24 protein-coding genes are annotated in these 23,785 nt (G+C 64.1%); 13 read left to right on the top strand and 11 right to left on the bottom strand.

Features of this window, described 5'->3' with window-relative positions; translation table 11 throughout:
* From LWC34_RS25955 to LWC34_RS25940, 4 genes are read left to right on the top strand one after another with little or no spacing between them, the layout of a single operon-like run.
* Positions 1-642 carry a type 2 periplasmic-binding domain-containing protein gene (locus LWC34_RS25955; RefSeq protein ID WP_250109450.1) on the top strand — a complete coding sequence of 214 codons (642 nt, stop codon included), beginning with the start codon at positions 1-3 and terminating at the stop codon, positions 640-642.
* Positions 639-1,472, top strand: a complete 834-nt coding sequence (locus LWC34_RS25950; RefSeq protein ID WP_233727756.1) for an ABC transporter permease — start codon at positions 639-641, stop codon at positions 1,470-1,472. The genes LWC34_RS25955 and LWC34_RS25950 overlap by 4 nt, the downstream gene beginning before the upstream one ends.
* Positions 1,469-2,188, top strand: a complete 720-nt coding sequence (locus tag LWC34_RS25945; RefSeq protein WP_233727755.1) for an ABC transporter ATP-binding protein — start codon at positions 1,469-1,471, stop codon at positions 2,186-2,188. Before LWC34_RS25950 ends, LWC34_RS25945 begins: the two co-directional genes overlap by 4 nt.
* The gene (locus LWC34_RS25940) at positions 2,185-4,797 is read left to right on the top strand and encodes a fumarate reductase/succinate dehydrogenase flavoprotein subunit (RefSeq protein ID WP_233727754.1); all 2,613 of its coding nucleotides are present in this window, start codon (positions 2,185-2,187) and stop codon (positions 4,795-4,797) included. The genes LWC34_RS25945 and LWC34_RS25940 overlap by 4 nt, the downstream gene beginning before the upstream one ends.
* 12 nt (positions 4,798-4,809) lie before the next feature.
* Here LWC34_RS25940 and LWC34_RS25935 read toward each other — a convergent pair whose 3' ends face one another.
* From LWC34_RS25935 to LWC34_RS25925, 3 genes are all read right to left on the bottom strand, one after another.
* Entirely contained in the window at positions 4,810-5,502 is a 693-nt protein-coding gene (locus LWC34_RS25935) for a TetR family transcriptional regulator (RefSeq protein WP_233727753.1), read from the bottom strand.
* 349 nt (positions 5,503-5,851) lie between these two features.
* A complete protein-coding gene (locus tag LWC34_RS25930) occupies positions 5,852-6,487 on the bottom strand; it encodes a response regulator (protein WP_233727752.1) in 636 nt (211 codons plus the stop codon).
* Positions 6,484-7,530: a sensor histidine kinase gene (locus tag LWC34_RS25925; RefSeq protein ID WP_233727751.1), complete on the bottom strand. Its 1,047-nt coding sequence runs from the start codon at positions 7,528-7,530 to the stop codon at positions 6,484-6,486. The genes LWC34_RS25930 and LWC34_RS25925 overlap by 4 nt, the downstream gene beginning before the upstream one ends.
* A gap of 146 nt (positions 7,531-7,676) precedes the next feature.
* Between LWC34_RS25925 and LWC34_RS25920 the strand changes: the two genes are divergently transcribed.
* Entirely contained in the window at positions 7,677-8,204 is a 528-nt protein-coding gene (locus LWC34_RS25920) for a hypothetical protein (RefSeq protein WP_233727750.1), read from the top strand.
* Here the strand turns inward: LWC34_RS25920 and pcaC are convergent.
* From pcaC to LWC34_RS25905, 3 genes are read right to left on the bottom strand one after another with little or no spacing between them, the layout of a single operon-like run.
* Positions 8,183-8,554 (bottom strand): 4-carboxymuconolactone decarboxylase, encoded by a 372-nt coding sequence (gene pcaC / locus LWC34_RS25915; RefSeq protein WP_233727749.1) that lies wholly within the window; start codon positions 8,552-8,554, stop codon positions 8,183-8,185. The two genes, LWC34_RS25920 and pcaC, sit on opposite strands and share 22 nt — an antisense overlap.
* The gene (locus LWC34_RS25910; protein WP_233727748.1) at positions 8,551-9,486 is read right to left on the bottom strand and encodes an S-adenosylmethionine:tRNA ribosyltransferase-isomerase; all 936 of its coding nucleotides are present in this window, start codon (positions 9,484-9,486) and stop codon (positions 8,551-8,553) included. Before LWC34_RS25910 ends, pcaC begins: the two co-directional genes overlap by 4 nt.
* Entirely contained in the window at positions 9,483-10,133 is a 651-nt protein-coding gene (locus tag LWC34_RS25905) for an SDR family NAD(P)-dependent oxidoreductase (protein WP_233727747.1), read from the bottom strand. Before LWC34_RS25905 ends, LWC34_RS25910 begins: the two co-directional genes overlap by 4 nt.
* Positions 10,134-10,213: 80 nt before the next feature.
* Between LWC34_RS25905 and soxR the strand changes: the two genes are divergently transcribed.
* From soxR to LWC34_RS25885, 4 genes are all read left to right on the top strand, one after another.
* On the top strand, positions 10,214-10,678 hold the full coding sequence (gene soxR / locus LWC34_RS25900) for a redox-sensitive transcriptional activator SoxR (RefSeq protein ID WP_233727746.1): 465 nt from the start codon (positions 10,214-10,216) through the stop codon (positions 10,676-10,678).
* Positions 10,679-10,696: 18 nt separating this feature from the next.
* On the top strand, positions 10,697-11,662 hold the full coding sequence (locus LWC34_RS25895; protein ID WP_233727745.1) for a hypothetical protein: 966 nt from the start codon (positions 10,697-10,699) through the stop codon (positions 11,660-11,662).
* A 70-nt stretch (positions 11,663-11,732) separates the two neighbouring features.
* Positions 11,733-12,062 (top strand): YciI family protein, encoded by a 330-nt coding sequence (locus LWC34_RS25890; protein WP_233727744.1) that lies wholly within the window; start codon positions 11,733-11,735, stop codon positions 12,060-12,062.
* Positions 12,063-13,256 carry an RNA polymerase sigma factor gene (locus LWC34_RS25885; RefSeq protein WP_233727743.1) on the top strand — a complete coding sequence of 398 codons (1,194 nt, stop codon included), beginning with the start codon at positions 12,063-12,065 and terminating at the stop codon, positions 13,254-13,256. It abuts the gene before it with no gap.
* Positions 13,257-13,488: 232 nt separating this feature from the next.
* Here LWC34_RS25885 and LWC34_RS25880 read toward each other — a convergent pair whose 3' ends face one another.
* Positions 13,489-13,938, bottom strand: a complete 450-nt coding sequence (locus tag LWC34_RS25880; protein ID WP_233727742.1) for a hemerythrin domain-containing protein — start codon at positions 13,936-13,938, stop codon at positions 13,489-13,491.
* A 73-nt stretch (positions 13,939-14,011) separates the two neighbouring features.
* On the opposite strand from LWC34_RS25880, the gene LWC34_RS25875 reads away from it, so the two are divergent.
* Together LWC34_RS25875 and LWC34_RS25870 are read left to right on the top strand one after the other, a co-directional pair.
* Positions 14,012-14,566, top strand: a complete 555-nt coding sequence (locus LWC34_RS25875) for a DUF2199 domain-containing protein (protein WP_233727741.1) — start codon at positions 14,012-14,014, stop codon at positions 14,564-14,566.
* 79 nt (positions 14,567-14,645) lie between these two features.
* Complete coding sequence (locus LWC34_RS25870; protein WP_233727740.1) at positions 14,646-14,981, top strand: VOC family protein; 336 nt, start codon at positions 14,646-14,648, stop codon at positions 14,979-14,981.
* 7 nt (positions 14,982-14,988) lie between these two features.
* Here LWC34_RS25870 and LWC34_RS25865 read toward each other — a convergent pair whose 3' ends face one another.
* Together LWC34_RS25865 and LWC34_RS25860 are read right to left on the bottom strand one after the other, a co-directional pair.
* Positions 14,989-15,387, bottom strand: a complete 399-nt coding sequence (locus LWC34_RS25865) for a hypothetical protein (RefSeq protein WP_233727739.1) — start codon at positions 15,385-15,387, stop codon at positions 14,989-14,991.
* A complete protein-coding gene (locus LWC34_RS25860; RefSeq protein WP_233727738.1) occupies positions 15,384-15,776 on the bottom strand; it encodes a hypothetical protein in 393 nt (130 codons plus the stop codon). Before LWC34_RS25860 ends, LWC34_RS25865 begins: the two co-directional genes overlap by 4 nt.
* 60 nt (positions 15,777-15,836) lie before the next feature.
* Here LWC34_RS25860 and LWC34_RS25855 point away from each other — a divergent pair, with 60 nt between their 5' ends.
* Together LWC34_RS25855 and LWC34_RS25850 are read left to right on the top strand one after the other, a co-directional pair.
* Positions 15,837-18,332, top strand: coding sequence for a DEAD/DEAH box helicase (locus LWC34_RS25855; RefSeq protein ID WP_233727737.1), 2,496 nt, complete (start codon positions 15,837-15,839; stop codon positions 18,330-18,332).
* Between the two features lie 457 nt (positions 18,333-18,789).
* On the top strand, positions 18,790-21,066 hold the full coding sequence (locus LWC34_RS25850; protein ID WP_308200136.1) for an ATP-binding protein: 2,277 nt from the start codon (positions 18,790-18,792) through the stop codon (positions 21,064-21,066).
* Between the two features lie 205 nt (positions 21,067-21,271).
* Here LWC34_RS25850 and LWC34_RS25845 read toward each other — a convergent pair whose 3' ends face one another.
* Positions 21,272-22,471, bottom strand: coding sequence for a hypothetical protein (locus LWC34_RS25845; protein ID WP_233727735.1), 1,200 nt, complete (start codon positions 22,469-22,471; stop codon positions 21,272-21,274).
* On the bottom strand, positions 22,464-23,627 hold the full coding sequence (locus LWC34_RS25840; protein WP_233727734.1) for a nucleotide sugar dehydrogenase: 1,164 nt from the start codon (positions 23,625-23,627) through the stop codon (positions 22,464-22,466). The genes LWC34_RS25845 and LWC34_RS25840 overlap by 8 nt, the downstream gene beginning before the upstream one ends.
* Positions 23,628-23,785: the final 158 nt, after the last annotated feature.

Raw genomic sequence — 23,785 nt, 5'->3', positions numbered from 1 at the left:
GTGTATGACGGCGCTTCGTTGAACCTGCCAACCTGGCACGGGGTTGTGGTCCGGGAAAGCTATGCACAGCAGCATCCTGAGGTCGTCGATGCGTTCCTGCAGGCGCAGACCGACGCGACCCAGTACCTGAACAGCAATCCGATGGCGGCTGCCTTGTCCGTGGCCAAGCAGACAAAGCTGCCCGCTGAGGTCGTGTACCTGTACAACGGTCCAAACGGGATGGTCACATTCGACACGGCACTGAAACCTGAGCTGAAAGATGCTTTGGAGCAGGACATCCCGTTCCTTGAGTCCATTGGGAACATCAAACGCCTTGACCTGAACGCGTTCTGGGACCCCAGTTACCTGGACCGCGTGAAGGCCCCGATCAAACCCGCACAGATCAGTGGCGTGGACCCGGTTTGCGGGATTCCCGCGGCGAATCCGACGTGTTTGTTGCGTCAGGTCGCGAAGAGCAAGGTCCGGGTGGCGTACGTGCCTTCGACCGACACGGGAACGCGATGGTTCGCGGACAAGTCGGTGTGGGTGCAGGACACAGAGTATTTGCCGTTCAGCACGGAGGAAGGTGCGCGGCGGTATGTGGCGGGGCATCCCGGTGCCCACATCATCAGTTATGCCAAGGCACTGGAAGGTTCCCGATGACCACCACCACTGAAGCACCTGTCAAAGAAACCGTCATCCCGCCACCGGTCGTGAAACGCCGGAACCGCCGATGGCTGCTCCGCGTCGGATCCCTTGTCACCGCGCTCGTCATCTGGCAACTTCTGACCGCGTACGACGTCCAGCTCTGGCTGAACTTCGACCGCCTCCCCACCCCGGTCGAAGTCGCCGACGACCTCGTCTACCAGCTCGGGACCTCGGTCTACTACCAAGACCTTGTCGACAGTCTTGTCCGGATCCTCGTCGGCTTCACGCTGGCCGCGGTCCTCGGTGTGGCCATCGGAACCTCGATCGCCCGGTCTCGAACCACAGCCGACCTGGTCCAGCCGCTACTCGAAGTCGCCCGCCCGATTCCCGCGATCGCCCTTGTCCCCATCGCGATCCTGCTGTTTCCCAGCAACGAGCAGGGAATCATCTTCATCACCTTCGTCGCGGCCTTCTTCCCGGTCGTTGTGAGCACCCGCCACGCCGTGCGAGCCCTGCCGACTGTGTGGGAGGACGCCGTCAAAACCATGGGTGCCAGTCGGGCACGGGTGCTGTGGAATGTCGTGCTGCCTGGCGCCTTGCCGGGTGTCTTCAGTGGACTGTCTGTCGGCATGGGCGTGTCGTGGATCTGTGTCATCTCCGCCGAAATGATCTCTGGTGAGTTCGGGGTCGGGTACCGGACGTGGCAGGCGTACACGGTCGTCGACTACCCGGGCGTCCTGGTTGGAATGTTGACCATCGGCTTGCTTGGGTGGATCACTTCCGCTCTTGTCGAACACGCCGGGCGGCGCGCGACTCGCTGGTTGCCAAGGGAAGAGGCGAAATGAGCAGGCTGAGCATCGACCGGCTGCACGTCGGCTACGGCTCGACCGGGGTACTGACGGACATCTGCATCGACATCGAAGCGGGCGAGATCCTTGTTGTCGTCGGGCCTTCGGGTTGTGGGAAATCGACGCTGCTGCGAACGCTCGCCGGCCTCTTGACACCCACGAGCGGGCAGATCCTTGTCGATGGACGTCCGATCACCGGCACCTCAGGCGAGCGAGCGCTTGTTTTCCAGGACGACGGGCTACTGCGGTGGCGCTCGGTCCGGCGCAATGTCGAGCTGCCGCTGGCGATCCGGAAAGTGTCCAAAGCAGAACGGCAAACCCGGGCCGAACAGTGGATCAGCCAGGTGGGACTCAAAGGATACGAGAACCACCTGCCGCGTGAACTCTCCGGCGGTATGCGCCAACGCGTCCAGCTCGCACGAACCCTCGCCGGGACCCCGCGGGTCGTGCTGGCCGACGAACCCTTCGGCGCCCTGGACGCCCAGACCCGGACAACCATGCAACGGCTGCTTGTTGATGTATGGCAACAACATCCGACCACAGTTGTATTCGTGACCCACGACGTGGACGAAGCTCTGTTCCTCGGCGACCGAGTGGCTGTGCTTGGTAAGAACGGCCGACTCAAGACAGTCATCGAGTCGCCGGCGGCCCGAATCCCGGACGCCGATTCGAAGGCGGCACGGACCGAGATCCTGGGTGCGGTGGCAGCATGAAATGTGACGTGCTGGTGATCGGCGGCGGCACGGCCGGGACGATGGCGGCGATCACCGCCGCTGAACACGGCGCTTCGGTGATACTGCTGGAAAAGGCGCACGTTCGGCATTCCGGGGCGCTGGCGATGGGCATGGACGGCGTCAACAACGCCGTCATCCCAGGCAAGGCCACACCTGAGGACTACGTCGCCGAGATCACCAAAGCCAACGACGGCGTGGTCAACCAGAAAACCATCTACCAGACCGCAACTCGTGGCTACGACATGGTTCGCCGACTCGAACGCTACGGCGTCAAGTTCGAAAAGGACGATTACGGCGAGTACAACGTCCGCCGGGTACACCGATCCGGCAGTTACGTCCTGCCGATGCCGGAAGGCAAGGACGTCAAGAAGGTTCTTTACCGCGTGCTTCGGCGCCGCGAGATGCGCGAGAAGATCCAGATCGAGAACCGGGTCATGCCCGTTCGCGTCCTCACCCACGAGGGACGCGCGGTGGGCGCGGTCGGATTCAACACGCGAACCGGTGATCTGGTCACGGTTTCCGCCGGAGCTGTCATTCTGGCGACCGGCGCATGTGGACGGCTTGGTCTGCCCGCGAGCGGATATCTCTATGGCACGTATGAGAATCCGACCAACGCTGGCGACGGCTACTCGATGGCGTACCACGCGGGTGCCGAGCTGTCCGGGATCGAGTGCTTCCAGATCAACCCGTTGATCAAGGATTACAACGGTCCGGCTTGTGCGTACGTGGCCAATCCGTTCGGCGGCTACCAGGTCAATTCCGAAGGCAACCGGTTCGTCGACTGTGACTATTGGTCCGGCCAGATGATGTCGGAGTTCTCACGGGAGATCGCGCGCGGTCCGGTGTACCTCAAGCTGTCCCATTTGCCCGATGAGACCGTCACCAAACTGGAGAACATCCTGCACACCACGGAACGGCCAACACGCGGCACGTTCCACTCCGGACGCGGCCACGATTACCGGACGCATGACGTGGAAATGCACATCTCCGAGATCGGCCTGTGCGGCGGGCATTCCGCCTCCGGCGTGTGGGTCGACGAGAACGGCGCGACCACGGTTCCGGGTCTTTACGCGGCAGGCGATCTTGCCTGCGTGCCGCACAACTACATGATCGGCGCCTTCGTTTTCGGCGACCTCGCAGGCGCCCATGCGAGCACGCACCTTGGCGCTCACGTGCCGCTTCCTGAGGACCAGATCGCGGCCACGAAGGAGTTGATCTACCGGCCGCTGGCCAATCCGGACGGTCCGCCACAGCCTCAGGTGGAGTACAAGCTGCGCCGGTTCGTCAACGACTACCTGTCGCCGCCGAAGAGCTCGACCCGGCTGGAAATCGGGCTGGAGTCGTTCGAGCGGATGACGGCCGAGATCGCGGCAATGGGCGCGCGTACTCCGCACGAGCTGATGCGCTGCGCGGAAGTGACGTTCATCCGTGACTGCGCCGAAATGGCCGCCCGATCTTCGCTCGTCCGCACGGAAAGCCGGTGGGGCCTGTACCACGAACGGCTCGATCACCCGGTCAGGGACGATTCTTCGTGGCTTTACCACCTGAACCTGGTGAAAACCGAGAACGGGATGGAGTTCCGCAAACGACCGGTCGACGAGTACATCGTGCCGGTACCGGAATTCCGCGCCCAGCACGACGCTGAAATCGTCGAGCTCGGCACGTTCGAAACGTCAAGGCGCGCTCTCGTCACCGCTGGCCCGGCGCAAGAGCAGCGGGCTTCCCGTTCGCCACGCGTGCTCGAGATCCTCGAACTCGCCGAGCAAGAGCTCACCCTCGCCGACCTGGCACCCTACCTGTCCGATGTGGACGCGGACGTGCGCAGAACCGCGATCGCCACGCTGACCGAGGTCACTCCGGACGGCTTCGGCCTTGCCCTTGCCGAGGCTCTGGAAGATCCACATTCGACGGTCCGGGTCGCGGCCGCGAACGGCCTGCTCGAACTTGTCGAGGTCATCACGCCGTCACCAGACCTGAGGGCCGCTTTGTTGCGTGGCGTGGACCCGGAGGTACGCGCGACCGCGCTGGAAGTCCTGCGCGCGTTGCGGCTCGGCGACCGCACGGACTTCGAGGCCGCGCTCACGGACGAACGTTCCGCGGTCCGCGTCGCGGCGATTCACGGCCTGGTTTCCTTGGACGCCAACGATCTCATCGCCAAGGCGGGTAAGGATTCCTCGCGTGAGGTCCGCGTCGCTGTCGCAACCGGACTTGGCGCAATCGGCAACCTGGCAGCGGCTGCCGTTTTGGGCGAATTGGCCACGGATCTGGACGCGCTGGTTCGTGCGGCGGCTTTCGAGGCGGCCGCCCAACTGCGGGCAACGGCCCCGTTGGACGGTCTCGCTGTGACGGCGATTACAGATCACGCTTGGCAGGTACGCAAAGGCGCAGCTCAGGCCTTGGGCGCCGCCGAGTGGGAAGTCGCCGAAGGACCGTTGCTGCAGGCGTTGAAGGACTCGCACGCCGACGTCCGGAAGGCCGCCGTGCAGGCGTTGGAACGCTGGGCTTCCTTTGTTTCCAGCGAGTTGCGGGCGGTTTCCGATGACGAGGACGCGGATGTCCGCGCCTACGCCAGGCGAGCGCTTGGTTGATGGCACTCAGTGTCAGCGTTCGAGAGCGTCTTCGATCCGGCTCATCACGCTGGCGAGCGGCATCCCCCTGCGCATCACCGCGACCACGACGTCGTCGACCTCCTCGGTGCGAGCCGCGGTGACGCCGAGGGTTTCCCTGATGTAGCGGAAAGCGCGGTCGGCCTTGCCGAGCACGTCGCCTTTGCCACCGGCCTTGAGGTACTGCCGCAGAACATGGTTGTGCGCCGCGACGACCGCCGAACCGGCGACCTCGGCCCACAGAGCGCCGTCCGGTTCATCACCCACACGGTCGACGAGATAGCGCGTGACGGCGATGTGATAGCTGTGCGCGCTGGCGATCTCGCGTGACCGCAACTGCGGGAAATCCCGAGTCAAGCGGTACCGCTGTACTGCGATAACGCCTTCGTCGAGATACGCCTCGAGCACGCCGTGCACGGCGCGGCAGGCGACCGCCAGCGGGGGCTCGTCGTGCGGGGCTGTGGCGAAGACCTCGGCGACGCGCTGCAGGCGCGCCTCGTGGTCAGGGAAGATCACGTCTTCCTTCGACGGGAAGTACCGGAAGAACGTGCGCCTGCCCACGTTGGCAGCCGCGGCGATCTCGTCGACCGTCGTCTCCTCATACCCCTTGGTCAGGAAAAGGTCGATCGCGGCCGCGGTCAGCGCCTCGCGGACCCGTCTCCTGCGGTCGGGCACCCCGCTCGTCATGAATCGAAAACTAGCATGCGGGGTTGCGCAGTGGCACTCAGTGCCATTAGTGTGTTGAGTCACGCTCACCAATGGAGGTCGCGATGAACCCCAGCACCGCTTGTCTGTGCGTCTGCGCCCCAGCCGGCCACCACCACAGCACGTGCCAGTCCACGGCTGAACCGGGGCTGAGCGTTGCCTTGAGCCAGTCCGTGACCAGGCCCATCCGGGTGCCGGCCTGCCGTCCCTGCTACGAAGCGGTCCGGCGTGCACTCTGGGCGGGCGTCGGCCTGCGTCTGCACCCCGCGACCGCCGCCAGCGCCTAAAAACCCTCGTGAGTGGTTATTCGCGTTAGAACACGGCTAACCACTCACGAGGGTTTTAGATGGTCGCGTGCGTAGATGGCCGCCTGGGTGCGGTCCCGCAGGCCCAACCTGCCGAGAATCCGCGAGATGTGGTTCTTGACCGTTCCCTCGCTGAGGAACAGGCGTGACGCGATCTCCCGGTTGGTCAACCCGGATGCGATCAGACGTAGAACATCGGTTTCCCGCTCAGTCAACGCATCGACCCGGCTCGGCGCCGGATGTGACGCGAGCGCCGCCGCAATGTGGTGCGCCGCAGCATCATCGAGTTGCGTGACACCAGCGTGCGCGAGCCGGACAGCTTCGGCCAGTTTTGCCGCCGGTAGCTCTTTCAGCAGGTAACCGGCCGCGCCAGCGCGCAATGCCTGGACCACGTATTCCTCGTCGTCGAAGGTTGTCAGCATCACAACCCGGCAATCCGGGGCACGACGGCGAAGCACGGCAACGGCATCGACGCCGTCCATTTCCGGCATCCGGACATCCATCAGCACCACGTCAGGGCACAACGCGATGACTTGGTCGATCGCTTGCTTGCCATCGGCGGCCATGCCGACGACCGAGATCCCGTCCTGGATGTCCAGCAGGGACGCGATGCCTTCCCGAACAAGCCTTTGGTCGTCCACGACGAGCACCCGGACGCTCATGAGCGTGGCACCGTCACCGCGACCCGGGTGCCTGAACCGGGTTCACTGTCCACTGTGACCGATCCACCGACGAGTGCCGCACGCTCTTTCATGCCGAGCAAGCCAAAGCCTGTGTGCACGGTGTCCGTGGCGAACCCGCGGCCGTCGTCGCGGACAACCAAGCGAGTGTCTGCTTTGCCGAACGTGACCGCCACGGACACCTGGTCCGCCTGACCGTGACGGCGTGCGTTGGTGATCGCCTCTTGTGCGGCGCGAAACAACGTCATGATTGCCGCGCGGCCAAGGTCTGGTTCGTCGCCCTCGACTTCCAGCGCGACATCGAGCCTGGTCAACGCACTCACCAAGGACTGTCCGGTGCGGAGCGTGCTGACCGAGGTTCGGACGTCATCCAGTGCGTGCGCCACCGAATCTCGTGCGTCCGCAAGCGCTTGCTTGGCGACGGCCGGGTCGCGATCGGCGAACGCGGAAGCCTTCTCCAGCTGGATGGAGACCGCGGTCAGGTGGTGCCCGAGGCTGTCGTGGATATCGCGGGCCAGCCGGGTGCGCTCGGCCTCTGCCGACAACTCGGCGATCCTCGCTGAGCTCCGGCGTTCCCGGACCGCGACGTCCGCCATGGCGACCGCCAGGACGAGGCCGAGGCAGAACATCAGCACGTCAGACACATAATTCGCGTCCCGATACCAGCCAGGCACCCACACCACGAAGCTCGTGACCAGCAGCGCGAGGCAGAGCGCGCCGAGCACCAGCCCGGCCGTACGCCCGAATGTGAGATACGCGGTGAAAGGCACCAGCACGAACAACACCCGGGACAAGCTCGACTCATCCAGTGCGACGACAACGAAAAACAGAGCGAGCTTGGCAAGGAGAAACCATGCGGCTCGGGAACGGCGTTCCACCGCGTCAAACACGAACAAAGCCGCGATCCCCACAACGAAGCCGAAAACCCGCCACGGCTGCCACTCACCGAGCCCGGCGAAGACGTAGTAAAGCCCGGCCAGCAGCACGACGCCGTATACCGCGCCGGACACCCACCGAATCGTCATTCACCGAGCGTACGGCGCCTTGGACACGGTTCGACCAAACTTTGGCCAAAGGTCATGTGCCCCGACCATGACCTCAGGCACTTCCGCGCGACCACCGGACAGCCCTAGCGTCAGCCCTCACATCCCTTACCTGCCAAGGAGTTCATATGCTGTCCGTGTGGTCCGGCGTCCTGGCTGGCCTGTGCATCGTGCTGACCGGCATGGTCGAGGCGGTCACCGGGGAGACCGCGGCGACCAGCGTCGTCATCGGACTGTCGCCCGCATTCGCGCTTCCGTTGCTGGTGGCGCTTCATTTACGCCAGCAGGCAACGACCGGCGAGGTCGCCTACACCGTGAACCTGATCGGGCTCGGCCTGTTCGGCGGCGTCACGTTCACGCTCAACATGGTGTTCTTCTATATCGACAAGCCGGTTCTACCCAGCCAAACCACGGTTGCGTTCCTTGGCAGCGCCTTGGTGTTCGCGATCGGGTCTGTCCTTTTCGGAATCGCGATGCTTCGCGCTGGCGTTCACCCGAAGGCTCCGGCGATCGCTTATATGGTGGCGTTTCCTCTGTTGGCCGTCGCCGCTCGGTTGCCGGATACGCCGTTGACGAGTGCCGTGCACGTCATCGCGGGCGGGTCGCTGGTTTGGCTGGCGCTCGCGATGATCCGTCAGCCGCTCAGGACCTCCTGAGCCACGGCCATCGCACGGTTGGCCGTCGGCGCGCCCGCGTACAGGCCGACTTGGAGCAGCACTTCGGAGATCTCCTCTTTGGTCACACCGTTGCGCAGAGCCGCGCGGATGTGCATGGCGAGTTCGCCTTCGTGCTGCAGGGCGGCGAGCAGGGCGACGGTGATCAGGCTGCGGTCCCGGCGCGCAAGGCCGGGCCTGCTCCAGATGTCACCCCAGGCGTTGCGCGTGATGTAGTCCTGGAAATCGCGCGTGACATCGTCCGTCCGAGCAATCGCTCGGTCGACGTGCTCGTCCCCCAGCACCGCGCGCCGGACCCGCATGCCCTGCTCGTACCGCTCCTCGTCGTTCATGCAGGCAACAGTAGGCAACTGTCGCCGAATTCGTGCCACAAGTAGCCCTCGCGAGCCGCTTCCTCATATGCCACGTCGATCAGCTCGCGACCCGCCACTGCCTGCAACAACTGCAGGTGAGAGGCACCAGGTGCGTGCCAGCCGGTGATCAGACCGTTGACGATCTTCGCCGGACGTGACGGACCTAGCACTAGCTCGGTCCAGCCTTCGCCACCGTGCGGCGCGGACTCCAACGCCCGCGTGACGGTGGTGCCAACGGCGATGACCCGGCCCCCGGCTGCACGAGTCATCGAGACCAAGCGAGCGGTTGCTGCGGGCACGTGGAACCGCTCAGGCAGCGGTGGCTTTCCCTCCTCAATGGACGAAACTCCAGTATGCAAAGTGATGGGAGCAAACAGAACTCCCGCTGAAACAAGCTTGGTCACCAGGGCGGCCGAGAACGGCCGCCCTGCGCTCGGCATCTCCGCGCTGCCAGAATCACGCGCGAACACCGTCTGATAGTCGGTCAAAGGCCATTGTTGAGGGACGTACGAATACTTGATCGGCCGCCCGAAACGGGCCAAAAGCGATGGCACGTCCATGGACGCGCGAGCCCGCCACAGCCGCCCTGACATGTACGGCTCGATCAGCTCCAGATGCCCCTCAGGCAACGAAATCCGTTGCCCAGCGCGGCCTTCCGTGCCTTCTGGACGCAGCTCGACGACCCACGACCCGTCGTCGAGCCACGTCGAGAAGTGGACGGTCAACGAACCGTCCACCGCCGCGGCCATGGTGCCGGAGTTGTTCACCACGACCAGATCACCGGGTCGTAGGAACTGCGTGAGGTCGTTGAAGTACGCATGCTTCACCCCCGACGGGCTTGCCACGAGCATGCGCACACCGTCACGCGGAACCCCTCGCGCCTCCGGCGGTTCGACGGCCGAGATCATCATTTCGTGTACCGCCCGCTCGGCGGCCGCTCGTCCAGCAGCCGCAACAGCGCGGGAACGACGGTCGACGGATCGGGTCGGTCCGAGATGTCCTCGCCCGGGAACGCCGCCTGGTGCATGTCGGTCCGCATGTCCCCCGGGTCGAAGGCGTACACGCGAAGGGACGGCTGCTCGACCGCGAGCACTGCACTGAGACGGTCAAGGGCTGCTTTGCTTGAGCCGTAACCACCCCAGCCCTCGTAGGCCTCCACGGCCGCGTCCGAGCTGACGTTCACGATCGTTCCGTCCACTTTGGTCAGCAGCGGCAGGGCAAGTTGCATCAAAGCGAGCGGCGCGACGACGTTCGCCGCATAGAGCTCACTGAAAGCCGTGAGCGGAAACTCGGAAAGAGCGGGCAACGGGCTCGGCCCGAGCGCGCTCGCGTTGTTCACCAGAAGGTCCAAACGGGACACTGAGTTGACCAGTTCGAGCCGATGACGCGGATCGGTCACGTCACCAGGAATGACGGTGACGGAAGGACCGAAGTCCGCGGCCTTCAATGCTTCCGCGTCGCGTGCGTCGACGACAAGCTGCCAGCCCTTTGCGGCAAGCTCACGCGAGAGTGCGAGGCCGAATCCCTTGGAAGCCCCTGTCACGATGGCAACCGGCATGAGATTTCTCCTTGCGATTGATTCCCCCTTCCTGAGATGCCATCCTGATAGTTCAAGTGAACTTGAAGTCAAGGGCGGTTATGCACACCAGGGACCTGCTCGCGGTCGGTGAGGTCGCGCGGCGCAGCGGATTCGCGCCGTCGGCGTTGCGCTACTACGACAGCCTCGGCCTGATCTCGTCGACGAGGACCGCGGGCGACCAGCGCAGGTATGAACGAGGAGTGCTGCGCCGCTTGGCTTTCATCCGCGCGGCCCGCAACGTCGGGCTGACGCTCGATGAGATCGCCGAGGCGCTCGCCACGCTGCCGGAAGGTCGTACGCCGACGAAATCGGACTGGAACAAGCTGTCCCGAGGCTGGCGCGAGCGGATCAACGAGCAGATCGAGGCGCTCGAGATGCTGCGTGACAACCTCGATTCGTGCATCGGCTGCGGCTGTTTGTCCATGCGGACGTGCACGTTCTCCAACCCGGACGACGAGGTGGCATCCCACGGGACGGGAGCCCGCTACCTTCCGCGACGGCTGCGTGCAGCCGAGGGTGCGTAGGGTGGCAAACTCCCGCCCATGGAATACCAGCTCAAGGCCGAGGTCGCCCCGCCGGCGGGCACCCCGGAACTGGACGCACTGCACCGCCACGGCGTCGTGTCGCTGCTCGACGAGCAGCTTGACCTGCTGGCCGGCATCGAAGGACCCGACGGTGTCGAGATCGAACCGCTCGATCACGAAGTGTCCGCCCACCCGGGTGGCGCCTCGATCAAGTGGCTGGTCGAGGCTCCGGCGCTGGCGTTCGCCGAGGAGGCGGCCCGGTCCGTGCTGACCGAGCTGCTCGAGCGCACCGAGCTGCTCGCCGACTGGACGGTCGGGACCTGCGAGGTCACCGTCAGCGACGAGGACCTCGAGACCGCGCTTGAGGACGAGCCCGCGGAGGACGAGGAGCTCGAAGACGAGATCGAGCTGATCGAGCTCTCCGGCGACGAACTCGACGAGCGCCGCGACCTGCTGGCCACCGCCTCCGAGCTGGTGACGGCGCTTGGCACGGACGCGTTCGGCACCGAGGACGGCGTGACGCCAGAGCAGGCCCAGCTGGTGCAGGGCGCGCTCGCCGAGGCCGTCGTCGTGGTCATCGACGAGCTGTTCGACGACGTCAAGGCGCTCGACGAGGACGACACCACGGCGGACCAGCACGAAGAGCTGCTGGTGCTGGACGAGCTGCCGAAGGCGTACGCCGACCAGTACTCGGCCTGGTTCGCCAAGCGGTTCCTGATCGCGACCGTGATCGTGGGCGAGCGGCTGACCGAGGACGAGTGGCGCCCGCCGACCAACCCCGCCGAGGCACTGGCACTGCACGTGCTGAAGGGCCGCGCGCGTACCGAGCTGGGCGCGTCCGGTCTGCTCGACGAGGACACGCTCAAGCGTGCGTTCGCCGCGTTCGACGAGCAGGCGTTCGACGACCTAGAGCACGAGGACCTGTACGCGGACGAGGCCGAAGGCTCGGTCGTGGACTGGCTCCCGGCGATCGCCAAGGCGTAAGTTTCTTCCCGGCCCGGATGTCGAGTCCGGGCCGGGCCGGTCGTCATTCTCCTGACAAAGGAGGACTGCCATGCGCTACATGTTGTTGATCTACGACTGCCACCGTGAGCAGATGCCGGACGGCTACGACCAGGTCCAGGCGTACATCAAGGATCTGAAAGACCGAGGTGTGTTCCTTGCGGCCGACCCGCTGCACCTGCCGGACACGGCGACGACCGTGCGCGTGCGTGACGACGACACGCTGATCACCGACGGCCCGTTCGCTGAGACGCATGAGCAGCTCGGCGGGTATTTCATCCTCGATTGCAAGGACCTGGACGAGGCGATCGAGCTGGCAGCTTTGTGCCCATTGGCCAAGCTCGGCTCGGTGGAGATCCGGCCGGTACTGGAACTCGGCTAGATGCACGCCGTCGAGCAGGTGTTCCGGGAGCATCGAACCCGGATGCTCGCGGCGTTGACACGAGTCCTCGGCGACATGGAACTCGCCGAGGACTCGTTGCAGGACGCTCTCGCGCAGGCCTTGCGCAGCTGGTCAACCGTGCCATCCGACCCGATGGCATGGCTGCTGACGGTGGCGCGCAATCGCGCGATCGACCGTTTGCGACGGGCTCGGCGTGCTCCCGTGCAGGTCGTGGCATCCGTTTCGGCTCCGAGCGAGGAGACATTGCTGAATGTCGGCGACGAACGGCTTTCACTGATCTTCACGTGCTGCCATCCGGCCCTGTCCTTGGAGGCTCGGGTGGCGTTGACCTTGCAGGCTGTTGCCGGGTTGACCGCGGCTCAGATCGGGCGGTCGTTTCTCGTGGCCGAGTCGACCATGGCGCAGCGGTTGGTCCGGGCCAAACGCAAGATCCGGGATGCCGGTATTTCGTTCGCGGTGCCTGCGGACCACCAGTTGCCGCAACGGCTTTCGGCCGTGTTGGCGGTGGTGTACCTGGTGTACACGCAGGGGTACACGGGTGCCGATCGAGCGCTTTCTTCGGAGGCTATTCGGCTGGGGAAGCTGCTGGCTTCACTGATGCCCGGGGAGGCCGAGGCTTTGGGCTTGCTGGCGTTGATGCTGCTGCAGGACTCCCGCCGGGACGCCCGGGTCACACAATCGGGTGATCTTGTCCTGCTCGAAGACCAGGATCGGAGGCTGTGGGATTCTTCGGCGATCGCCGAGGGATGCGGAATCCTCGACCGGGCTCTCGGACTTCGGCAGATCGGCCGGTACCAGTTGCAGGCGGCGATTGCCGCCGTGCACTCGCAGGCCGCTTCGGCGTCGGACACGGATTGGGTGCAAATCGTTGCCCTGTATACGGAATTGGCTACGCGGTACCCGAGCCCGGTCGTCAGCTTGAACTTGGCGGTCGCTGTGGCCATGGCTGAAGGACCACAAGCCGGGCTGGACCTGATCGACGGAATCGAAGGCCTGGAAAAGTTCCACCTGATGCACTCGGCCCGTGCGGACCTGTTGCGCAGGCTGGGCAGGTCCGAGGAAGCGGCGGACGCGTACCGCCAAGCCCTGTCATTGGCCACAGAGGACACAGACCGCCGCTTCCTGCAAGGTCGCCTAACCGAACTCGGCGTGTCCACCGTTCCGACACAGTGAAATACACATTGCGACACACCGAGTTCGTCCTTCCTTGCTCAAAAAGCGTTCATGGCGCTGGGAGAAGGAAGACGAGCGTGGCCAAAGTGCATCTCAGTGTGCTGGAACGGTGGACATGGTGTGCCGCAATGGTGGACACACCCTTCTGGAACGGTGGACACGGTGTTCCGCAATGGTGGACACACCCTTCAGGAGCGGTGGACACGGTGTTCCGGAACGGTGGACACGGGGTTCAGCCTTTGCTGAGGAACTTTCCGTCCCAGGATGGGTTTTCCATGGCGTTCAGGGCTTCCACGATCTTTCGTTCTTCGTAGGCGAAGTGGGATTCCATGATCGCTTCGATACCGTTGAGCTCCCGCTGGGCTTCCTGCTTGTTGGTGAAGTCCAGTGTTTCCAGGCTGTTCAACAGCATCGTGATCATGTCGTGGTCCTGGGTCAGCTGGGCCAGGACCGGCTTCAGCTCAGGGAACTGCTTCGCCAGTTCGGGAAACGCCCCGCCGTCTTCACCAGTGTGATGCTTTGTCAGCGCGGAACAGAAGGCCACGCAATGCGCCTGCAACTTCCGGGGTTGTGCCGTGCCCGCGTCGACATCCGCGCGCAGCAACGCCAACTGCTCACGCAGCCAGTCATGAACTTCGACGAGTTGAGTGCCAAAAGCCGTGATACGGCTCGTTGAATTCAAGATCTTCCTTGTAGTACCACGCCTCCGCGCCCTCGACGGTCTCTTTGCCGGGTGCACTGCGACGCTGGGTACGATGAGATCATTGGTCATGGCGGCGCGTCAAGTCATCGGCCGCTATGGTCCGTGCCTTGTGAGCACCACCGGATTCCACTGCACTTGCTGCGGCAAGCACCACGACGAGATGCCCATGGCCTTCAGCATCGGCGCGCCCGCGTACTGGTCGCCGGAGATCGCCGCCCATCCCGACAGCGTGCTCACGCCCGACCAGTGCATCATCAACGGCGAGCACTTCTTCATCCGCGGCAACATCGAGATCCCCGTGCACGATTCCGACGTCCCGTTCAGCTGGGGTGTGTGGGTGTCGCTCAGCGAGCGGAGTTTCGAGCACGCGTCCGAAAACTGGGAGCGCGAGGGCCGCGAGCACAGCGAGCCCTACTTCGGATGGTTGTCGGTCGTGCTTCCGTACGAGCCGACCACCATCAACCTGAAGACCAGCGTGCACACCCAGCCGGTCGGTACTCGTCCCGACATCGAACTCGAGCACACCGACCACCCGCTTGCCGTCGAGCAACGAACCGGCATCACGCTGACTCGCGTCCAGCAGATCGTCGAGACGATGATGCACTGAAAACTTCCCATCGAGGTGTCGAGTTCGGGCTGACCTGGTCGTCCTTGGGTCAGTTGGTTCCGACTCGAAGGGAAAGACCATGTCTGGCGAAGTCAACTGGTTCGAACTGGCCGTCGACGACACCGCGAAGGCGACCAAGTTCTATGGCGCCGTTCTCGGGTGGCAGACCGCGCCATACGAGGGGCAGGACTACCACCTCGTCACCAACGGCGCCGCGGGGGCGATCGCGCCGAAGTCCGCCGAACTGCCTGCCAGCCGGGTGTACTTCCAGGTCGACGACCTCAACGCCACGCTCGCCAAGATCGGTGAGCTCGGCGGCAAGCCCGGCGACACGTTCCCCGTCCCCGGGTTCGGCCAGATCGCGCACTGCCAGGACGACCAGGGCACGCCGTTCAGCCTGTTCGAACAGAGCTGACCCGGTGTCATGTGGGTTGGTGGGACGACCCCGTCCCACCAACCCGCGGACCGGCGAAGAACACCGTGTCGTCCTCGAACTGCACTGACCAGTGGTGCTCGTCCGCGGGCAGGGCGAAGGTGATCAGGCGGAGGCCGTCGAAGTCCATCGTGAGATCCATGAACTGGGAGACCACGACTTCCGTCAGCTCTCTGCCGTCAAGCTCGGTGATCATTCCGCGGATGTAGTCCCGCTCGTCTCCGCTGGCGACCAGGAAGTCCTCGTCGTCTTCGATCCGCCAGGCGGCGTCGTTGATCAGCACGAGGCAGCCGCCCAGCTCGATCGTGATCGACGATCCGGACAGCAGGTTCAGCCGCGCTGCCTGGACCGTCCAGCCGACGAGGCCGTAGACGCGCTCCAAGCTCATCGGATCGCCCACGTGCTGCCCGGGCCGATGTCCCAGACTTCGCCGTCCGGCGATCGCAGTGACCACTGCTGCCATGACTGGGTCTCGGGGCGCGCCGTGACTGGGAAGACGCGCAGCGCACGCGTCGCGAACCTGAAAGTGGTGTCGAGGCTCGGCGCTGCTATGTCCACGCTCTGCAGTCGCCTGCCGTTGATCGCCCGGGCGGTGGCGAACACTGTGGTCCGCGACTCCACGCGCCAGGCTTTCGAGTAGATCCACACGGTCCACGGCCGATCATCCGGGTAGCTGAGGGTGAACGTCAGCACGCCGTCGTCGCGGATCCGGATCCGGTGGACGGTCATCCCGCGCAGCCTGGCCGTACGCGCCAGGACTGGCTCGAGGTCGATCACCTCTCCAGGGTCGCACGGCTGGCGTGGTGCCCGATCGCGGTCGGCTAAGTTTGAAGGGTCATGACACTCACCGAACTCGTACCCGCCAGCCCCGACGCGGACACGCTCTTCGACGCGTTCTCCACCTGGGCAGCTGACCGTGGGCTCAGCCTGTACCCCGCACAGGAGGAGGCGCTGATCGAGGTCGTCTCCGGATCGAACGTGATTCTGGCGACACCGACCGGCTCGGGAAAGAGCCTGGTCGCGGTGGGTGCGCATTTCGCGGCGATGGCCGAGCGGCGGCGCAGCTACTACACCGCGCCGATCAAGGCGCTCGTGTCGGAGAAGTTCTTCGACCTGTGCGAGGTGTTCGGGGCCGAGAACGTCGGCATGATGACCGGCGACTCCAGTGTGAACGCGGGCGCGCCGATCATCTGCTGCACTGCGGAGATCCTTGCGAACATCGCGCTGCGTGACGGCGCCGACGCGGACGTCGGCCAGGTCGTGATGGACGAGTTCCACTTCTACTCCGAGCCGGAGCGCGGTTGGGCGTGGCAGGTTCCGCTGCTCGAGTTGCCGAAGGCCCAGTTCATCCTGATGTCCGCGACGCTCGGTGACGTCACGCGGTTCGAAAAGGACCTCACGCGCCGCACCGGACGGCAGACCTCGGTGGTCAGCTCGGCGCAGCGGCCGGTCCCGCTCTTCTACAACTACGCGATGACCCCGATGCACGAGACGATCGAGGAGCTGCTGTACACCAACCAGTCTCCGATTTACGTCGTGCACTTCACGCAGGCGTCCGCGATCGAGCGGGCCAGCGCGTTGATGAGCATCAACGTGTCCACACGCGAGGAAAAGGACCAGATCGCCCGGATGATCGGGCGGTTCCGGTTCACGTCCGGGTTCGGCAAGACGTTGTCCCGCCTTGTCCGGCACGGGATCGGCGTGCACCACGCCGGCATGCTGCCCAAGTACCGGCGACTGGTCGAGCGGCTCGCACAGGCCGGTCTACTGAAGATCATCTGCGGCACGGACACACTCGGCGTCGGCATCAACGTTCCTATTAGGACTGTCCTGTTCACCGGACTGTCCAAATACGACGGTACGAAAACACGGCACCTCAAGGCGCGTGAGTTCCATCAGATCGCCGGACGGGCCGGGCGCGCGGGTTACGACACCGTCGGCAACGTCGTCGTCCAGGCGCCGGAGCACGAGGTTGAGAACGAGCGCTTGCTTGCCAAGGCGGGCGACGATCCCAAAAAGCGCCGTAAGGTCGTGCGCAAGAAGCCGCCGGAGGGCTTCGTCTCGTGGAGCAAGCAAACATTTGAGCGGTTGATCGCGGCCGAGCCGGAACCGCTGACCTCCAGTTTCGCGGTCAGCCATTCCATGCTGCTGAACGTGATCGGCCGTCCCGGCGACGCCTTCAAAGCCATGCGACACCTGCTTGAGGACAACCACGAGGAGCGCGCGTCGCAGCGCAGGCTCATCCGCCGGTCGATCGCGATCTACCGCGCCCTGCTGGCCGCTGGCGTGGTGGAGAAACTCGACGAACCGGACGAGACCGGCCGTACGGTCCGGCTCACGGTCGACTTGCAGTTCGACTTCGCCTTGAACCAGCCGCTTTCGCCGCTCGCGCTGGCCGCGATCGACTTGCTGGACAAGCAATCCCCGAGCTACCCACTGGACGTCCTGTCCGTCATCGAGTCCACTTTGGAAAGTCCACGGCAGATTCTGTCGGCGCAGCAACACAAAGCGCGCGGCGAGGCCGTGAACAAGATGAAGGCAGAAGGCATCGAATACGACGAGCGCATGGCGTTGCTCGAAGAGGTCAAGCACCCCGAGCCGTTGGTGGAACTGCTGAACGCCGCGTACGAGATGTACCGGCAGGGCCACCCGTGGGTCGCGGACTACCACCTCGAACCCAAGGCCATCGTGCGCGATATGTACGAGCGCGCGATGAACTTCGGCGACTACGTGAGCTTCTACCAGCTCGCCCGCTCAGAAGGCTTGGTACTGCGGTATTTGGCGGACGCGTACAAGGCGCTCAAGCAGACAGTGCCGGACGAAGCCAAGACCGAGGAAGTGCAGGACGTCATCGAATGGCTGGGTGAGCTGGTCCGCCAGGTCGACTCCAGCCTGATCGACGAATGGGAAAAGCTGGCGAACCCGGACGACGAAGACATCCAGCAGCAGGACGACATTCCAGCGGGCGTCACCCAGAACGCCAGGGCGTTCCGGGTTTTGGTGCGCAACGCGTTCTTCCGACGGGTGGAGCTGGCATCCCGCCGCGACTACTACGAACTCGGCCTGCTCGACGCGGCCGACGGCTGGGATTACGAGGCGTGGCAAGAAGCCCTCACGCCGTACTTCGAGGAGCACGACCAACTCCCAGCCGGCCCCGAAGCCCGCGGCCCGCATTTGTTCGTCGTCGAGCAGAAGCCGGACAAGTGGTTGGTGCGTCAGATAATCGACGACCCCGCCGGCGACCACGACTGGGCCATCACCGGCGAGGTCGACTTGGCGGCGTCTGACGAAGCAGGCACGGCCGTCATCCGGATCACCGAGGTCGACAACTAAGCGACGGCACCGGTCACCAGTGGTGCCTTGAATCGTCACAGCTGATCCCCATGTGGCGAGAATCTGTGCTGGCCTCAGTTGGGTGTCCAGCGCGTTCTCCACGCCCACCTTGGGCATCGCGAGGTTGATCCTCGGACGCACTCGCCACAGCCTGCAATCCAGCCAGCATCCAGAACCCCAGCACAGCCAAGCACAGCAGTTTTAACCTAGCCATTAGGCGGCGACTCCTTACGGATTCAATCACTAACTAGGGAGATCAACTACGGGGAGCACGCATACTACGACTCGTATCCGCTGACTCCACAATGGGGGTGGCCTCAACTTCAGCCATTAGCGTGAATAAGACTCACTTTCTGTGGTTCACGCCGGGCGAAAGTGGAATGTCATAACCCGCCTTCCAGGGGCGTCCCATCGAAAGCATGAAGATCCGCGACGCTGTTATCAATCGCGATCGGCGATGCACCGACCACCTGCGGCGGCACTCCTGCTCTCGCCCGTCTCGCCCAGCCAACGACCACCAAATGGTCCATACCAACCGTGTGACGTAGCACCCGAATCACTACTCCACCTTGTCTCCTTCAAAGAAAATGAGGACGCTGGATCGTGGATATCTCTACGGGGAGGCATGTCCATGGCAGCAGCAAGCGAAAAACCTGTCCATATCAAGGTTTCCCGAATCCTAAGCACCGAAATCGGGTCAGCCGACCATGTGATCATCACCGAAAAAGCTCACGATCTTCCAAAACCGTCTCAGCTCCCGCCGCCACCGCGCACTTTTGTCAGCCGTACCGAAGAGCTCTCCCGATTGGATCAATGGCTGAACGAAAGTGACGGCACGCTCGTCGTGGCAATCAGCGGAACCGGCGGCGTCGGCAAGAGCACGCTGGCGCTCAGGTGGCTGCACGGTGTGCGGCACCGGTTCCCCGACGGCATGCTATACGCCGATCTCGGCGCGTATTCATCAATCGAGCCTGCCGACCCTGAACATATACTCGAGGCCTTCCTGCTGGCGCTGGGAATACCAGCCAGCAACATGCCAACCGGTTTGCCGCAACGGCAAGCTCTCTTCCGGTCACTGACTTCCGGTCGAGCGCACACTTTCCTGCTCGACGACGCCGTTTCCGCCGCCCAAGCCCGTCCCCTGCTACCGGCGCATGGCAACAACGTTGTTGTGGTGACGAGCAGGCGACGGTTGAGCGGGCTGAGTCTCGAAGGTGCCGCTTTCCTCGACCTGCATCCAATGTCCATCAAGGACTCTGTGCAACTGCTCACCAAGATCGTCGGCGCGGATCGCCTTGACCGGGAACGCAATCAGGCCGAGGAGCTCGCCCGCCTCTGCGAAGGCATGCCCATCGCTCTTTCGGTTGTCGGGGCACGACTTTCCGCTCGCCCGCATCGACCGGTGTCACGGGAAGTCGGCGCTTTGCGCAGTGGCGACAGGCTTGCCACCCTCACGCACGACGATTCGTCCGTGTCCGCCGTTTTCGATCTGTCGTACTTCGCCCTGAAACGGCCTTCTGCCAGGGCGTACCGCTTCTGCTCGCTTCATCCTGGCCGCCAGTTCGGGTTGAGTGCCGCTGCCGCCGCCGTTGGCGAAGAACCGGACGAACTGGAGGAATCACTTGGCGAACTCGTGGACTGCAACCTGATCGCCGAGGTGTCCGATCGCCGGTACAAATTTCACTCCCTGCTCTACGCGCACGCGCGTCAGCAGGCCGAGCGATCCGACGGACCCGACGAGCGGGAAGCGGCGGTCCGGCGGATGGCCGAGTGGTACCTCGATCGATCCGCCGCCGCCGATTTCACGTTGCGCCCGACGCGACGACGCGTCGGGTCACGATTCCGAACGCGGCCAGAGTCGCCTTTTCCGTCACATCGCGACGCGTTGCGCTGGCTCGCCGAGGAACGCCACAATCTCCTGGCCATGGTCCAGACTGCCGACGAGCACGGCTGGGACGACGTCACATGGGAGTTCTGCGAGGCAATGTGGGGATTTTTCCTGCACGCCAGGCATTACGACGACTGGCTGCAGATCCACGAACTGGGCATCCCCGCCGCACAACGGACAGGCAACCTCACAGCCGAAGCGCGGCTGCGCACTCAGTTGATCGTCGCATTGACACATCTACGGCGTTTTGACGATGCCCTCGGCGAGGGCGCGGTGGCGCTCAGCCTCGCTGCCAACGCCAACGACGAGTTCACCAAGGCCGCTCTGCTCTTCGAGCTCGCTGGAGCGGTTGAAGGCAAGGGCGATCTCCAAGCCGCTCTGCGATATCTCCGCCAGGCAGAGGTCCTGCGCGAACGGATCGGAACCGAACGCGCAGCGGCCTTGTGCCGCCGCAGAATCGGCGAGGTACTAGCGAAACTAGGACACCACGACGAGGCAGTCGCGATACTGCTCGAAGTCGCCGAATACATGTCCACGACCGACCGCGCCGAGTACGCCCGCGTGCTGACACGACTCGGCGCTATCTACGTCCGCACCGGACGTCAGGACGCCTCGACTGTGTTGGCGGAGGCCTTGGGGATCGCCAGGGAGCTAGGTTCCCCGCTCTACGAGGCTGGTGTGCTCGCGGTCCTTGGCGATGCCGCCCAGCAGCAGGGCAACATCGCCGAAGCACAACACCATTGGGCAGCGGCGGTTGAGATCTACTCCCGTGGTGGGGATCCCAAGGCCGAGGAACTGTCGGCCAGGCTTTCCAGTCTTCCCTCGCCACGCAAAAGTGATTCATAGCCAACCGCGGCGATTCGCAGAACGTCGCCCGGCACAACGAGCACTCGCTGGGTTGGCCGCGCCGCGAGAAGCACTCCCGCCCCGACGACATCGACGACCACCAGAACGCATCCAGGCAAATCAGCAAGCAGCAATTCGGCAATCTCATTGGCTGCGGCGCGAGTTGGAGCCGTGCGTACCACGACATCCGCCAACCGACTCACGTTCATGACGGCACCGGGCAAGGTGACGGCACCGGCGGCAACGCCGCAGGCTGCTTTGGCTCCGTCAACTGGAGCAGCTGGTACATAGTGTGCCGCAGGATCGAAGCTGACCGACCTTGGCGCGATGACATCCAGCACGCAACCTGCTCGGCATGTGGGTTGGCCTGCCGCAGCTGTGGAAGCAACCGCTGCCGGACATCCAACCGGGGCGCGAGCTTCGCCAAGCGGTGCGCGAGGCTACCCGACCGGATCTTGTGATCGGGGAAGGTGGCCAACGTGACGGGCTTGCCGATGGCGGCGGCGTACTGGGTGGTGGATCCGAAGTCACCGACCACGTAGTCGCTGGCCACTATCGCCGCCTGCCATCCTTCTTGCGGAGGGATGAGTAGCAATCCGTTATCCAAGCACTCGGCGAGCCACGAGTGGATCTGCCACTTGCCGTGTGCAGCCCAAACATGAGGGTGCAGCACCAGCGCCGCCCGATGTCCTGAGTCCGCGACCTCCCGCACAACGTCGCGACACAGGTCGGGTTGCCGGCCGAATATCGAGTCTGTCGACCAGGTCGAACTGATTGTCACCAAAGTCTGGTCGGCTGCCACACCCAGCGCTTCCCGGTACTCCGGATACCGGGACATACTCACGACCATTCGGTCGTAGCAGATGTCTCCTGCGACCACGGCCACTGGCAATGCTTCCGGGCACGTCCGGCGCAACACGCGCAGCTCGTCATCGTGAGTCAACGCCAACGCGGACAGGAGTAGCTTTCCCCGCTTGGTCAGGGTTTCTCTGGCAAGACCGGTGTGGGGTCTCGCTGAGCGGCCTGCCCAGGGCGAGTACTTGCGCGACATCAGGCTGCCGGCACCGTGCGGGAGCAGCATGACCTGGCCGCGCACCTGATCAAGGCCGGTCATGGTCGCCGCGAGCACCAGATCGAAGTTCTGGTTGACTGCCTGGTGCCAGGGAACCACCAAGCCGCCGGTGGCAGCTGTGAATTCGGCTGCGCCATGCCAAGTCTCGAATGTCTCGGGCACTGTGTACAAGGTCTGGATTCGCCTGTCGCCGCGCAACAATGTCAGCACGTCGGTCAGGCGCGTGCCTGCAGTGACAGTCGGGACCATCACCAGCACCTTCCGGCAACCTGCCAGCGTGACCCACAAGTCCGAATCCTGACCGATCGCCCCGCGAACCCACCGCTCATACATTCTGAACCTCCACAATGGATGGAATGCCACCCGAGCAGTCGATGATCGGTGCGCCGAACCCCGCCAAGTCCATCCCTCGATGCTTGGTGACGAGCAGGACGAGGTCCGCGATGGCCGGGCGAATCGCCTCGCTGCGCAACTGCGTTCCATCAGACAGACGAAGGCTCGGCACATACGGATCGTGGTAGGACACTTCAGTTTCCGCCCTGAGTTCCTCAACGATCCGGACCGCGGCGGACCTCCGCACGTCGGCCACGTCAGGCTTGTACGAGATTCCGGCGACCAGCACTCGCCTGCCGCGCACGGGGATTCGGCGCAGGATCTCCTTGGGCATGGCGTCGTTCACCTCTACAGCCGCCTCGACCGTCCTTGCCTTGACACCGTGCCGATTGGCCGCGGCAGCGAAGAACTCCGCACACACCGGTATGCAGTCGCCGCCCGCTCCAGCGCCGGGGGTGTGCGGGAGAAAACCGTATGGTTTGGATCGCGCGGCGGCCAGCACGTCGGTGACGTCCACTTCGGACTCCCGGCACACCGCAGCCAGTTCATTCACCAAAGAAATGTTGACGAGCCGGAAAGTGTTCTCGAAGATCTTGGTCAATTCCGAGACCTTGATCGACCGCACCGGAATCACTTCCTCGTCCAATTGGCTCAGAAAACGAAGGCCCTCGGTCAGCGCGTCGGGTGTCGCGCCCGCGACGATCCGTGGCACGACTACTCCGGGTGCATGCCCTGGGTTGATCCGAACCGGTGAATGGACGACATGGATCGCACCGGAAGAACGCAATCGCGGAATCACAATGTCGTCGACCATTCCAAATGGACAGGTGCTTTGCACGACGACCAGATCACCGGCGCGAAGCAGATCGGCGACCGAGTCGACGGCGGCGACAAGATCTCTGCTCGGCACACACAGCATGTAAACCGGAGCCCGTGGAATGTCACCCGCGCGCAGCCGCAATGGCCCGGCCAGCAGTGCGGCGAGTTCGACCTCGTCTACCGTGGTACGCCCACAGCCAGGTACACCAGCCTCGATCTCCTCGATCCGGTCGGCCGAGCTGTCGACACCTGCCACAACAAGTCCTTTGCGCGCCGCCGCTACCGCCATCCGCAGACCTGTGTAGCCCATTCCGACCACCACTACGTCGAAATCCACTTCAGCCTCCTCCTGTCCGGGCAGGTCCCGGTCAACAGCGAGGTTGCCTGCCGATGTGGGTCATCCTGCTGACACGATCAAGACATTTCGAGGAAACCGCAGGTCATACCGGCTGACTCGAAGACATGCGATTGGCAGATGGTCGGCTTGAGACACCG

Origin of the sequence: Kibdelosporangium philippinense, from assembly GCF_021390435.2 — a bacterium.
Classification (GTDB): Bacteria; Actinomycetota; Actinomycetes; order Mycobacteriales; family Pseudonocardiaceae; genus Kibdelosporangium; species Kibdelosporangium philippinense.
Note: the sequence above shows the minus strand (reverse complement) of the source record. Positions and strands in the feature narration are given on the sequence as shown.